Raw genomic sequence first — 13,225 nt, forward strand, 5'->3', positions numbered from 1 at the left:
CCTATGACGACGATCGAATCCGTGTCGGAACAGCCGTCCGCGCGCTGCGGGCCGGCCGGCGACCGGCCGGCCGAGCCGCCGGAGCCCGGACCGCCCGCACGCGTCCGGCCGTCCGGCCCGGGAACGGGGGACGCGGGGGACGCCTGGCTCGTCACCCGCTACCACGACGTCGTCCGCGTCACGTCCGACCCGCGGTGCACCCGGCAGGCCCCGGACGGCCCGTCACCCCCGCGGCCCCTCCCGCACATCCCGCTCGGCCGGCCCGCAGGACCCGCTGCCGCCCTCGCGCTCGGCCGGGTGCGCCAGGCCATGTCCGGGGCCGGCACGGCGGCAGGCGCCTCCCACGGTCGCGACCGGCTGCGCACCCGCGCCCTGAGGGCCGCCGACGCCCTGGCCGACGAGCTGGAGCGACACGGCCGCCCCGCCGATCTGATGGCACGCCTCCTCGAACCGCTGGCGCTCACGGTGGCCTGCGAACTGATGGGCGTGCCCGAGCGGGACCGCCGCCGCGTGGCCGAGTGGACCGGCCGCGACCACCGCGAGCACACCGGGGCCGAACTGCGCGACTACCTCACCGCACTCCTCCAGCGCCGCTGCGCCGAACCCCGCGACGACCTGGCGGGCGAACTCGCCGAGGCCACCGTCCAGGGCGAGCTGGGCACGGAGGAGGCCGTCTCCCTCGCCGTCCGGATCCACAGCGGCACCGCCCACGCCCTGCGCGACGGCACCGGCGCCATGCTCCACCTGCTGCTCACCCACCCGGAGCAGCTGGCCCGGCTGCGCGCCCGGCCCGCACTGCTGACCCTCGCCGTCGAGGAGTTGCTGCGCCGGCTCCCGCACGCCGACGGCCCCGGCGCCGTCCGGGCCGCCACCGAGGACTTGGACATCGGCGGCACCCGCGTTCCGGCGGGCGCGACCGTCCACCTCGCGTACTCGGTGGCCAACCACGACCCCGCCGCGTTCGACCGCCCCCGCGAACTCGACCTGGCCCGCGAGGGCCCGCCCCAGCTCTCCTTCGGGCACGGCGCGCACCGCTGCCCCGGTGCGGGCCTGGTCCGGCTGGTGGCCCGGACCGTTCTCGCCGTCCTGCTCCGGCGCTTTCCCGCGCTGCGCGCGGCCGGGCCGCCGGAGCCCGTCCGGTGGCGCGACGGCACACCGGTGCGCGGCCCGGAGCGGCTTCCGGTCACCTGGTGAGGGCGGGGAGAAGTCCGGTAGAACCGTAGAAGCCCGTCAACGGGGGGATGAGGATGGATTCACGGCATACCGGGTCCGGGGACACCTCCGGCGAGTATCCGGGATTCGTCGCCCTTTCCGCACGGCTGACGGGATGGGACGAGCGGGAACTGCGGGCCACCGGCAAGGTCCGGCTCCATCACGACACCGTCGTCGGCCGGCTGGGACGCGCGGCGGTGGGGCGTTTCCTGGACGACGTGGCCGCCGCCGGGGGCGATCCCGGCGGCGTCACCGACGAGTTCTCACGGGCCGTCGCCCGCGCCATCACCCATTTGTGGCGTTTCGGCGAGTGGCCCGATGTCATCCTCCCGGATTCTTCCGGTCCTTGAGGGGAATGTGCAGCGTTCGTTCATCGGTTGTGTATCCCGGTGCGATTCGCTGGAGTCGAGAACCAGGAGGGCCGGGAGTCTCCCGCCGACGGGGGTGGTGGGAGGCTCCCGGCCGGCTCCGGGGGAACGTTCAGCGTTCGGTGCCGGTGGCGTGCCCGCCGGCCGTAGCGGCCTGCGAGTTCCGCGCGCCGCTCCCGCCCGTACCCGCCGTGGTCCCGGCCCCGTACGACTGCCGGGGCGGAGTCGCCGGGGCGACGGGCCGCGTGGGCTCGACGCGGGCGGTCTCCCGGCCCCCGGTGGCGTGCGTGCCGCCGGTCGGTTCCTTCGAGCGCGAGCCGCCCGAACCACCGGACCCCGTCCCCCCGGACGAGGGCGAGGAGGCATGGGAGGACCCCGCGGACGACCCCGACGAGGAACCCGACGAGGAACCCGGCGACGAGCCGGCCGAGGATCCGGCCGTGCCCGAGGAGGCCCCGGCCCCCGAGCCCGACGCTCCCGCCGAAGCGCCCGACGCCGGACCGGACGACCCCGGAAGGGATCCCGGGGACGACGGCGAACCGCTGCCCGCCGAGGCCGAACCCGAGGCCGACCCCGAGGCCGGGCCCGAAGGAGTGCCGGACGGGGTTCCGGAAGGCGGGGCGGTCGAGGACGGCCCCCCGGTCGGGATCCTCACCGGGACCACGCTGGTGTCCTTCGACCCGTCGCTCCCGGTCTGCCGGTCGAAGCCCTTGTCCGGGTGGTAGGGGTCCACGAGGGGTATCCGGTCCATGCGGCCCTTCTCCTCGGGGCGCGGCGTGATGACGGCCACCGCGGTGCTGCTGAAGCCGTCCCAGCGCCGCCCGTTGTAGGTCGAGCCGGCGGTGTCGATGGTGGTGTCCGGCTCGCCCAGCGGATTGCCGCAGTTGCACTTGACCGCGGGCTGCCCGTACCCGTCCACGAGGACCGTCACGCCCACCTGGAGTACCGACAGATAGGCGGTGATCCGGCCCTCGCCCTGGTAGTTGTGGTTCTCGACGAGGGTGTCGCGCACCAGGGCCGCCTCGGTGAGCCCGTCGATGTGCCGGGCGATGTCGCCGACCGCGATGCCGCGTGCCTTGGCCCAGGCCCCAGCCTTGAGGCGGTCCGCCGTGATCTCGGAGACGAGCCGTGCCTTGTCGCACCGGGTCGCCCCGTGCGTGCCCCCGAACGCGCCCCGGGAGTCCCCCGCCACCTGGCCGCCGGACCGGGACACGGGCCGCACGCCCTGGAGGTCCGTCGCCGGAGCGCTGACGAACGCGCCGGGGGCGACGACCCCCGCCGGTTCCAGAGCGATGCTCGCGGTCTTCTTCCCGGGTTTTCCTTCCGTGTCGTCGCCCGACGAGCAGCCCGTCAGGACCGCCGCGCCGAGCATCGCGGTCGCGCTCGCCCACACGGCGAGACGCGCGACAGGATTCAGCCGCACCACACACCCCCGATTCGTTGGGTAGCTGCTTCGTCCGTACGTCCGTGTGTCAGCAGGAGGTGACCCAGCCGCCCTTGCACGTGCCGGTCGGCTCCGGGGTCGGACTCGGTGTCTCCTCGGCCGTGGGAGTCGGTGTGCTCTCCCCGTACCCCGTCGGGTCCGTGCCCGGGCTCGGGCCGTCCGTCGGCTCGTCCGTCTGCGTGGCGGGCGCCGACACGCTCTCCGAGGGGCCCGGTGCCTGCCCGCTGCCGCTCTCCCGCAGGCCGTACACCGCGGCCGCGATCCCCCCGGCGATCAGCAACAGGGCCAGGACGGGAACCAGCACCCACATCGCCCTCCGCCGGGCCGGCCCGGGCCCGCGCCCCGGCCCCGCAGGTCCCGCCGGCGTCGCGGGTTCCGTCGGCGTCGGCCGGGGGGACGGCGTCGGCTGGGCGGACGGCGTGTACGGCGTCGCCGGGGATGCCGGGGACGCCGAGGCCGCGATGTGCGGCGTCCATGCGGGGGCCGTCGGCACGTATCCCCCCGGCGCCGGCGTCGGCGCGGGGCCGGGTGCCTCGGTGATGCGGCCGGTCGCCACGCCGTCCAGCAGCTCCAGCGCCTCCGCCGAACCCATCCGCTCCCGCGGGTCCTTGCGCAGCAGCCCTTCCAGGAGCGGCGTCAGCGGCCCGGCCCGCCGGGGCGGCGGCGGGTCGTCCTGCACCACCGCCTGCAGGGTGCTCAGTGCCGAGGTGCGCCGGAAGGGCGAGACGCCCTCCACCGCGGCGTAGAGCGTCGTGCCCAGGGACCACAGGTCCGAGGCGGCCCCGGGGCGCTCACCCAGGGCCCGTTCCGGGGCCAGGTAGTCCGGCGAGCCGATCAGGTCACCGGTCCGGGTGAGGGTCCCCGAGCCCTCGACCAGCGCGATGCCGAAGTCGGTCAGCACCACCCGGCCGCCGTCGGCCAGCAGGACGTTCGCCGGCTTGACGTCCCGGTGCAGCACTCCGGACGCGTGGGCGCCGCGCAGGCCGCGCAGCACCGCCGCGCCCACGCGGGCGGTCTCCTTCTGCGAGAGCACCCCCTCGGTCTCCAGGACGTCCGCGAGCGACCGGCCGCGCACCAGCTCCATCACGATCCAGGGCCGGCCGTGCTGCTCCACCACGTCGTGCACGGTGATCACATTGGGGTGGCTGACCCGGGCCGCCGCCCGGGCCTCCTGCTTCAACCGCGCGTAGAGGACCCGTACGTCCTCCTCGCGCAGATGCTCCGGCGCGCGGACCTCCTTCGCCGCGACCTCGCGGTCGAGCACCTCGTCGATCGCCCGCCACACGACGCCCATGCCGCCGCTGCCCAGCCGGTCGACGAGCCGATATCGCCCGGCCAGCAGTGGAGTTCGCCTCTCCGTTTCCATCCCGCACGCCCCCCGACCTCCCGGTGCGGACGGCACTCGGCGCCGTGCGCAATCGGGCCACACTGGCTGGGACGACGCGGCCCCCGTTCCCGTTCCCGGCCGGGGGCGGCGGGCCGGGTTCCGGCGTCCCTACGCCAGCGGGCGGCCGCAGCGCAGGTTCCAGCGCGAGGACCGCCCCGTGAGCTCGGTGAGGGTGAGCGGGGGGACGTCCAGACGCCAGAAGACCTCGGGCGGCAGCCCCAGGGCGTGCACGGCGGCCGCGCGCACGACGGCGGGCTCCACCACCGCCAGCACCCGGCCCTCCTCGGGCGGCAGCCCGTCCAGCCACGAGCCGACCCGGGCGAGCAGATCGCGCAGCGACTCCCCGCCGTGCGGCGCGGCCCCGGGGTCGGACAGCCACGCCGCCACCGCCGCCGGCTCCCCGGCGGTCAGCTCCTCCAGCGAACGGCCGCGCCAGCGGCCGACGTCCAGGTCCGCCGGCGCGTCCGCCGCGTCCGCGGCCAGACCCAGGGCCTCCGCCGTTCCCCGGCACCGCGCCGACGGCGCGGTCAGCACCCGCGCCGCGCGCGGTACGCTTCCCGCGGCCTCGCGGGCCCGCCGGATCCCCGGTTCGTCCAGCGGGGAGCCGTCGTCGAAGCGGGCCGCGCGCAGCGCCGGACCGGCGGCGGGGGAGATCAGCATCACACGCAGGGTCATGGAATCCAGCACACCACGGGCGCCGGCGCCGGCGTACGCCGGGTGTGCGCACCGCCACGCCGTAGCGCCATGGCCGAATCCTACGGTACGGTCCCGGATGCATGACGACGGTGTGACGGAAGTCCGGTGAGAATCCGGCACGGTCGCGCCACTGTGAACCTGAGGTGTGCCCCGGCGGCTGTCGGGGCGGCGGCAGGAGAGTCAGACCCGGCATCGTCGTCCGCCATCCGTACAACGGGACGCGTGTTTCCCTGCAGGAGGTTTCCGCCATGGCCCAGTCCGTCGTGCCCGCCGCCGACCCCGCCACCGCCGCGCCGGTCGTCGCCCCCATCTCCCTGAAGGCCATAGCCCCCTGGGCGGTCTTCGCCGGCATCCTGATGCTGGTCCTGCTCTACTTCATCGGCGCCGAGCAGGGCGCCACCTCGGTCATCTCCGGCGAGGGCGTGCACGAGTGGGTGCACGACGGACGCCACCTCCTCGGCTTCCCCTGCCACTGACGGCACGGCAGGAGATGCGTCCCGTGAATCACGTTTCCGTACGGGCCCTGCTCGTACGCGGCATGCTGGCCGGTCTCGCCGCCGGCCTCCTCGCCCTCGCCGTGGCCTACCTGCTGGGTGAGCCCCATGTGAAGGCCGCCATCGCCTTCGAGGAGGCCCACAGCCACGAGCACGGCGAGGAACTGGTCAGCCGCACGCTCCAGTCCACCGCCGGGCTCGCCACCGGTGTGCTCCTCTACGGTGTCGCCGTGGGCGGCATCGCCGCCCTGGCCTACTGCGTGGCGCTGGGCCGCGTCGGCCGGTTCGGTCCGCGCGCGACCGCGCTCCTGGTCTCGCTGGGCGCGCTGGTGGCCGTCTACGTCGTGCCCTTCCTCAAGTACCCGGCCAATCCGCCGTCCGTCGGCGAACCGGACACCATCGGCAAGCGGACCACGCTCTACTTCCTGATGATCGTGCTCAGCGTCCTGCTGAGCGTCGGCGCGGTCATCCTCGGGAAGCGGCTCGCTCCGCGCCTCGGCGGGTGGTACGCGACCGTGGCCGCGGTGGCGGCGCTGGTGGCGGCCGTCACCCTGGCGTACCTCTTCCTGCCCGCGGTCGACGAGGTGCCCGAGGACTTCCCGGCCACGGTGCTGTGGAGGTTCAGGCTCGCCGCGCTCGCCATGCAGTGCACGCTGTGGGCCGGTTTCGGTCTCATCTTCGGCGAGCTGGCCGAGCGCGTGCTCGCGCCCCGGCCGGCGCGCGAGAAGCGGACCGAAGCGGACACGCGGGCGGCCACGGCCGCCCGCTGACGCGGCGCCACACACTCCCACCGCACGGCCCGCCCACGCACCGCCTGGGCGGGCCGTTCCGCTTGCCGCGAGGGGGCCGACTGCGAGGTGCGGCGCGGTGTCGTGCCCCTCCGGCCGCATGTACTCGCGGCCCGAGGCCCTGTTCGGCGATGCGGACACCGCCGGTCGCTGCGGTCGTGGTTGTCCGCCGTCGCGGCGGGAGAAGCAGCGTCCGCCGCGTCGGCGTCGAGCCGCTGCGATGCCCGTGCGCCCACCGCAACCGGCGCGGTCACCGCGATCCGCCGGACAGGCGAGGGGTACCGCCACCGGCGGCCCGGGACCGCCAGCGCCCGCTCGTGCCCCGCCGCGCCGACCGCACCAGCTCGGCGTACGTCCGGGGACGCGCCCCCGCCGTCAGCGCGGCGTCGACGGCCTCCGGCGCACGCGCGCGCAGCCCGGGCCGGGACAGCTCGGCGGGGTGCAGGGCGATGCGGAACGGCCGGCCCCGCCGGGCCCACCGGGCGGGCCGCCGTCCGCATCAGCCGGGCGCCGGCCCGTTCGCCCGGCCCCGCCGGGGCGATGGGAGAGCGCCACCATCCGCTGCCGGGCCCCGGTCCGCGGATCGCGTACGCTCGTGGTGTACTCCAGGCCCGGCCCACGCAGGGCCGCCACCGCCCCCGGCGACGCCGGCCACCCCGGTGGCGTGAATCCCTCGGGCCCGATGCCGGCCGAGGCCAGGGCCGCCGGCCCGGCGCGCAGCCGCGCGGACGCCGCCGGCTCGTCCAGCCCGCAGAACTCCGCGCAGCCCCTGGCCGGCACGGCGTTGGCCCACCGGCGCGGCAACGGCCCGCCGGGCACGCCCTCGTGCGCGTACCCGTGCAGCGCGAGCTCGTGCCCGCGCTCCCGCGCGGCGTGCAACCACCGCACCAGCGCCGGGTCGTCGGGCAGCCGTGCCCCGCGCCACGGCCCCGGCACGAGCGGCAGCGTCGCCCGGACGCCATGGGCGTCCGGATCGGCTGGCCGGCGGCGGGACGGCCCCAAACCCCAGGGGCGACGTCGTGGAGCGAGACGACGAACACCGGTGCGGCGGGCCCGGGAAGGGAACCGGGGACGGTGAAAGGCGCTGCCGCCATGGCAGCATTTTTACCCGCGAGGCGCCCGCGCGACCGAAAATCGACCTGTACCCACAAGGATTCGACCAAGATCCAAACAACCAGGACCGTACGAAGGCAAGGACAACATGAGCCACGTGCCACTGAGCGTGCCCGACTGCCCCGGCACACCCTCCCGCGACGAGCGCGCCGGAGACCGGCCGCCCTTCCTCCACACCGGCCCCGAACTGCTGGCCGGCGCACTCGGCCGGCTGCCCGGGGAGGCGGTCGCGGAGTTCACCGAGTCCTGGAACGACCTGCCCGCCGACGCGCACCTGGGCACCGCCACCCCGTACCGGTTCCGCCGGTACGGCCGGTTCCGGCTGCGCGGCGAGGAGTTGGAGCCGCTGCCGCACACCGCGTTCTTCCAGGGCAAGGACGTCAACAAGGTGAACGGCGGTGTCGACCGCATGTTCGCACCACTGGCCGGTGCCGTGGCGGCGGGCCCCGCCCTGCACACGGTGATACGCACGCTGCGCGACCACCTCCCCGGCCCGCGGGCCGGCATCGACACCTGTGGCGTGCACCAGATCCGGGTCACCGCCAGCGAGGGCCTCGACGGCCACCCGGCGCCCGAGGGCGTCCACCAGGACGGACACTGGTACGTCGCCCAGGTCCTGATCGGCCGCCGGGACGTGCGGGGCGCCGAGTCGTGCCTGTACGACCTGCGGCGGCAACCCCTCTACCGGACCTGTCTCACCGCGCCGCTGGAGACGATCGTCCTCGACGACCGGCGGGTCCTGCACGGCGTCTCGCCGGTCCGCCCGGCCGTCGGCGCCCGCACCGGCACGCGCGACATGCTGCTGGTCGACTTCTTCCGCGAGGCGGGCTGACCCACTTCCGGCGGCTCTTCGCCGGATACCGCCGGGCAGGGCCCGGCGGCGCCCGCCGGTACCCGGGACGCGCCGCTCCCCGGGTGGGCCCGGCGCGGCCGTCCGGCATGCCGGGGCGACGAATGCCGCCGCGTCGACGATCGTGATCACATGACCATGAAGGCGATCTCCTTCGACGCCCACGGCCCCGCCGACGTCCTGCGGCTCGTCCACGTCGACCCGCCCGTGCCCGGACCGGGCCAGGTGCGGATCGCGGTGCGCTCGGCGGGCGTCAACGCCCTCGACCACAAGATCCGCAGCGGTGCGCTGCGGGAGCTCTTCCCCGTCGAGCTGCCCCACGTCCCCGGGCTGGAGGCCTCCGGCGTGGTCGACGCGGTCGGCGAGGACGTCACCGGCGTGCGGGCGGGGGACGCCGTCCTGGGCCCCACCGCGACCGGGGCCTACGCCGAGCAGGCCCTGGCCGAGGCGGCGCGGCTGGTGGTCAAGCCCGTCTCGTTGTCCTGGGAGGAGGCGGCGGCCCTCCCCGTGGCGGCCGAGACCGCCTGGCGCGGCCTGGCGGCGCTGGGACTGCGCGAGGGCGAGACGCTGGTCGTCCACGGCGCGGCGGGCGGCGTGGGGACCCTGGCCGTGCAGTTCGCCGTGGCCCGGGGCGTGGACGTCGTGGGGACGGCGAGCGAGATCCACCACAGCTATCTGCGGGAGCTGGGCGCCGTTCCGGTGACGTACGGCGAGGGGCTCGCCGAACGGGTCCGCGCCGCCGCGCCCGGCGGTGTGGACGCGGCGTTCGACGTGGCGGGCAAGGGGGACGCGGTCGCCGTCTCCGTAGAGCTGACGGGGAGTCCCGAGCGGGTGGTGACCATCGCCGACCCGGAGGGCGCCCGGCGGCGCGGTGCGCACTTCAGCTCCGGCGGGCGCGCCGCGCCGACCGTCCCGGCCCTCACCGCGGCCCTGGCCCTGCACGAGGCCGGCACGCTGCGGCTGCCGATCCACCGGGTCTACCCGCTGGCGGAGGCGGCCGACGCCCAGCGGGCCAGCGAGCACGGGCACCTCGCCGGGAAGATCGTGCTCACGGTCGGCTGAGCGCCGCACCCGGCCGGGCACGGACCGGCGCCGCCGCGCCGGCCCGCGCGGTACCGCCCGCGGTCACTGGCGGACGGTCCAGTGGTCGTTCGCGCCGGCCTCCAGGAACCTCAGCGGCGGGCAGAGGAATTCCCGGCCGTCGGGCCGGTCCTCGGTCCACGGCGCGTCGGACGGGCCCGCGGGCCGCCAGGCGCCCCCGCTGCGCAGCTGGACGGCGCTGCTGTCGAAGACGGTGTTCCGTGCCTCGGTGCAGTAGTAGCCGACCCCTGTCGCCGGGTTCACGCTCGCGTAGATCTCGAACATGTCCCAGCCGTGGTCGAGACCGCTCTGGTCGTTCCCGGACTGCCGGAAGAGCAGGTTCCAGCTGGCGGTGCGGTAGTTGTAGAGGTACGAGGACCAGCGGTTCCCGGAGCCGGCGTCCTTGACCAGCTGCACGCTGTAGGCGGGGCGCCCGCCCGTGGTGGTGGTGTACGTGGCGAGGAAGCCGGCGTCGACGGTGACGGTCCTGGCGGGGCCGCCGGAGCCGCACCAGTCCCAGGCCCAGATCTCGTTCCCGCTGTTCCAGTAGGCCGTGACGACCTCCATGCACGACTTCTGGGCCTTGGTGGTGGGCGCGTAGGTGAAGTTCTCCGAGTCGGAGACCTTGTAGGACGGGTCGACGCTGTGGGTGGCGGTGATGCCGTCGTGCGTGCCCGGCCGGGGGAAGACGCCCCACCAGTTGTGGGTGAGGTCGGCGTCGGCCGGAACGCCCGTGGGCCTGTCGGTCAGCCGGGCCGCCCGGCCCTCGGCGAAGGCCCGGACCGCCCGGTCCCGGCCGGGGGAGTGCCCGGGGGTTCGGGCCCCGGTGACCGTGCCCCGGTGCGGGGCGTCCGGGGAGGGGGTGCCGGTGGCGCCGGCCGCGGAGAAGGGGCGGGGCTCGGCGGCCGGGCCGGTCCGGGCCCCGGCGGGGGCGACGCCCAGGGCGGCGGACGCGGCGAGGACCGCCGCGAGCAGACAGGTGCGCGTTCTCTTCATGGACTCCTCCAGACCGGACGGTCTCGACGGCGGGGGGTAGGAGCGCTGCCGCACCAGCGAGAGGAATGTCCATGACAAGTCGCGGGTCGTCAAGGGACTCAGCAGTCCCAGGTGACCCGGCAGTCGCGATCGCGCCATGCGCCGGGCCGGGGAAGGGTGACGTCCGCGGAACGGGCGCCACGGAGGCGCGATGCCGGCCGGGCGGGAGTGGTCCATGCGCATGCGGTGCGCAACGGGCATACCGGACAGCCGTCATCAGGCCGATCTGACGGCGTCACGGGGCGCGATGTGCGAAGGCGTCGTGATGGGCCGGAAGATAGTCCAGAGGTGTTGTATACCAATGTCGCCACAGGTCATCCGGGGGGTCGGGAAGCGCTGGCGCGCACCGGCGGACGGCTCTGGGTCGTCGGCGGTTGGGTGGATTCCGGCCAAGGATCGGTGAACGGCGGAGGGCACCTGCCCCGTGCGCCCGTCGTGGCCGTCGACCATGGCGCACTATATGGCTGAGCGGTCGAAGGGCGGCGATGTCCTTCGAGGCCGGGGCACTCCCGTGCCCCGGAGCCCGCGTCGTCGTCGCACGGCCGGGCTGACGGTCGAGCGGCCCGGATCCGGGGGTATCGGCGCCCGCTTCCGTGCAGGGGGAGGAACGGTCACGGCCGGGATGGGGAACCCGGCGGAACCGGTCAGTTGGGGATCCATTCGTATGCGCGGAACACCGGTCACCGGCCCGCGCGCAGGTCACGGACGGCAGCGCACCCCAGCGCCACGCCGTCGTGGGGGGTAGACACACATGGGGAGAACGACGCGCCGGCTCGCGGCCTGGGCGGTGGCCCTGCCGCTGGCGATGGCGTTACCGGCGACCGGGGCCCACGCCGCCGACACCACACCGCGCATCGATCTGCGGGTGCTGCTGGTCGACGACGGCGGGCCCTCCGTCGAGGCGATACGTGCCGAGCTGGACACCGCCGGCACGCCCTACACCAGGATCGCCCTCGGCGACCCGGCACGGCCGCGCGTCGACGCGGCGTTCCTCAGCGACACCGTCGACGGCCGGCCCCGGGCGAAGTTCCAGGGCGTGATCCTGCCCAACGACAACCCGTTCGACTCCCTCGCGGAGATGACGGCCCTCGCCGACTACGAGAAGCGCTTCGGCATCCGCCAGGTCGACGCCTACACGTACGCCCGCCCCGCCGTCGGGCTCAACGTCCCCGCGGACGGCGGCTACGCCGGCCCGCTGGACGGCCGGACCGCCCAGGTCACTCAGGCAGGCGCCACCGGACCCTTCGGCTACCTCAAGGGAAACGTTCCTTTTGAGGACAACGACGGATCGGTCAACGAGAGTTACGGCTATGTGGCCGTCCCGCTGGAACGGCAGGCCGACGGCGCCACCTTCACCAGCCTCCTCGACACGGCCGTCCCCGCGGGCAGCGGGCGCGGCTCGCTGATCGGCCAGTACGACCACGACGGCCGTAGCGAACTCGTCGTCACCTTCGTCGCCAACCGCTACCAGACGCAGTTCCGGCTCGTCTCGCGCGGCATCGTGGAGTGGCTCACCCGGGGCGTGCACCTGGGCGCCGACCGCAACTACCTCGCGGTGCACGTCGACGACGTCTTCGCCTCCGACGACCGCTGGGACACCAAGCTCAAGTGCACCCCCGGCGACGTCGACTGCCCCGGCAACCCCGAGTCCCGCCAGCCCGCCCTGCGCATGACCGCCGCCGACGCGCGTTACGCCAAGCAGTGGTCCGAGAGCCACGGCCTCACCCTCGACCTCGCCTACAACGGTGTGGGCAGCGAGGAATACCGCTCCGACCACGGCGGGGCCGCCGACCCGCTGCTCCAGCAGCTCCTGGCCGACCAGAAGTCCTACCGCTGGATCAACCACACCTACACCCACGCGTTCCTGGGCTGTGAGCAGAACACCACCGTCGTGCCCTGGAAGTGCGCCACCGACCTCTTCGGCGGCACCCGCTGGGTGAGCGGGGCGACCATCAACTACCAGATCAACGAGAACCTCAACTGGGCCGCCCGCCAGGGCCTGAGCGTCGACCGGAGGGAGCTCGTCACCGGCGAGCACTCCGGGCTGAAGACCCTGCCGCAGCAGCCGCAGGACAACCCCCAGCTCGCTCCCGTCCTCGCCCTCTCCGGCGTCGGCTGGATCGGCAGCGACACCTCCCGCGAGCCCCAGCAGCGCCCGGTCGGCTCCGCGCTCACCGTGCCCCGCTACCCCATGAACGTCTACTACAACGTCGGCACCGCCGCCGAGCAGACCGACGAATACAACTGGCTCTACACCAAGAAGGCCGACGGCGGCAGCGGCACCTGCGAGAAGAACCCCGAGACGACCACCTGCCTGAAGGCCCCGCTCGACGTCACCACGGGCTTCGCCTCCTACATCGCCCCGCTGGAGGCCCGCATCGCCCTCGGCCACGTCCTGGCCAACGACCCGCGGCCGCACTTCATGCACCAGTCGAACCTCTCCGAGGAACGGATCGGCTACACCGTCCTGGAGAAGGTCCTCGCCGACTACGCCGGCTACTACGCGGCCAGCACCCCGCTGGTCAACCTCCGGATGGAGGACATCGGCACGGAGCTGAGCCGGCGGTCCGCCTGGAACGCCGCCCTCTCCGCGGGCAAGGTCACGGCCTACCGGATCGGCGCCGCCGTCACCGTCACCGCCCCGGCCGGCGTCCAGGTCCCCGCCACGCTGCCCGACGGCACCGTGCAGCAGAGCGGCACCGCCTTCGGCACCGCCTACGCCGGCGCCCACTCCGGCTGGGCCGCCCCCGCCGCCGAC

The 13,225-nt window shown here is 75.0% G+C and carries 12 protein-coding genes and 1 riboswitch; of the genes, 7 read left to right on the forward strand and 5 right to left on the reverse strand.

The window, feature by feature from the left end; translation table 11 throughout:
- Positions 1-1,194: cytochrome P450 (locus tag AB0K09_RS20735; RefSeq protein WP_366066852.1), on the forward strand; the 1,194-nt coding region annotated here is incomplete at its 5' end.
- A gap of 53 nt (positions 1,195-1,247) precedes the next feature.
- The gene (locus tag AB0K09_RS20740; protein WP_366066853.1) at positions 1,248-1,562 is read left to right on the forward strand and encodes a hypothetical protein; all 315 of its coding nucleotides are present in this window, start codon (positions 1,248-1,250) and stop codon (positions 1,560-1,562) included.
- Positions 1,563-1,692: 130 nt separating this feature from the next.
- On the opposite strand, the gene AB0K09_RS20745 is transcribed toward AB0K09_RS20740, so the two are convergent.
- The 3 genes from AB0K09_RS20745 to AB0K09_RS20755 all read right to left on the reverse strand — a co-directional run bounded on the left by AB0K09_RS20745 (position 1,693) and on the right by AB0K09_RS20755 (position 5,086).
- Complete coding sequence (locus AB0K09_RS20745; protein ID WP_366066854.1) at positions 1,693-3,003, reverse strand: DUF6777 domain-containing protein; 1,311 nt, start codon at positions 3,001-3,003, stop codon at positions 1,693-1,695.
- Positions 3,004-3,052: 49 nt separating this feature from the next.
- Positions 3,053-4,390, reverse strand: a complete 1,338-nt coding sequence (locus tag AB0K09_RS20750; protein ID WP_366066855.1) for a protein kinase — start codon at positions 4,388-4,390, stop codon at positions 3,053-3,055.
- A gap of 129 nt (positions 4,391-4,519) precedes the next feature.
- A complete protein-coding gene (locus AB0K09_RS20755; protein WP_366066856.1) occupies positions 4,520-5,086 on the reverse strand; it encodes a histidine phosphatase family protein in 567 nt (188 codons plus the stop codon).
- A 117-nt stretch (positions 5,087-5,203) separates the two neighbouring features.
- A riboswitch (cobalamin riboswitch) is annotated at positions 5,204-5,293 on the forward strand.
- Positions 5,294-5,355: 62 nt separating this feature from the next.
- On the opposite strand from AB0K09_RS20755, the gene AB0K09_RS20760 reads away from it, so the two are divergent.
- Together AB0K09_RS20760 and AB0K09_RS20765 are read left to right on the forward strand one after the other, a co-directional pair.
- Entirely contained in the window at positions 5,356-5,583 is a 228-nt protein-coding gene (locus AB0K09_RS20760; protein WP_366066857.1) for a CbtB domain-containing protein, read from the forward strand.
- Positions 5,584-5,606: 23 nt separating this feature from the next.
- Positions 5,607-6,371: a CbtA family protein gene (locus tag AB0K09_RS20765; protein WP_366066858.1), complete on the forward strand. Its 765-nt coding sequence runs from the start codon at positions 5,607-5,609 to the stop codon at positions 6,369-6,371.
- Between the two features lie 393 nt (positions 6,372-6,764).
- On the opposite strand, the gene AB0K09_RS20770 is transcribed toward AB0K09_RS20765, so the two are convergent.
- Complete coding sequence (locus AB0K09_RS20770) at positions 6,765-7,391, reverse strand: DUF2334 domain-containing protein (protein WP_366066859.1); 627 nt, start codon at positions 7,389-7,391, stop codon at positions 6,765-6,767.
- 199 nt (positions 7,392-7,590) lie between these two features.
- On the opposite strand from AB0K09_RS20770, the gene AB0K09_RS20775 reads away from it, so the two are divergent.
- Both AB0K09_RS20775 and AB0K09_RS20780 read left to right on the forward strand, forming a co-directional pair.
- Entirely contained in the window at positions 7,591-8,334 is a 744-nt protein-coding gene (locus AB0K09_RS20775; protein WP_366066860.1) for a 2OG-Fe dioxygenase family protein, read from the forward strand.
- A 156-nt stretch (positions 8,335-8,490) separates the two neighbouring features.
- The gene (locus AB0K09_RS20780) at positions 8,491-9,414 is read left to right on the forward strand and encodes an NADP-dependent oxidoreductase (RefSeq protein ID WP_366066863.1); all 924 of its coding nucleotides are present in this window, start codon (positions 8,491-8,493) and stop codon (positions 9,412-9,414) included.
- Positions 9,415-9,477: 63 nt separating this feature from the next.
- Here AB0K09_RS20780 and AB0K09_RS20785 read toward each other — a convergent pair whose 3' ends face one another.
- On the reverse strand, positions 9,478-10,428 hold the full coding sequence (locus AB0K09_RS20785; protein ID WP_366066861.1) for a carbohydrate-binding protein: 951 nt from the start codon (positions 10,426-10,428) through the stop codon (positions 9,478-9,480).
- A gap of 790 nt (positions 10,429-11,218) precedes the next feature.
- Here AB0K09_RS20785 and AB0K09_RS20790 point away from each other — a divergent pair.
- On the forward strand, positions 11,219-13,225 hold a 2,007-nt coding region (locus AB0K09_RS20790; RefSeq protein WP_366066862.1), incomplete at its 3' end, for a hypothetical protein.

This window comes from Streptomyces sp. NPDC049577 (assembly GCF_040675635.1).
Classification (GTDB): domain Bacteria; phylum Actinomycetota; class Actinomycetes; order Streptomycetales; family Streptomycetaceae; genus Streptomyces.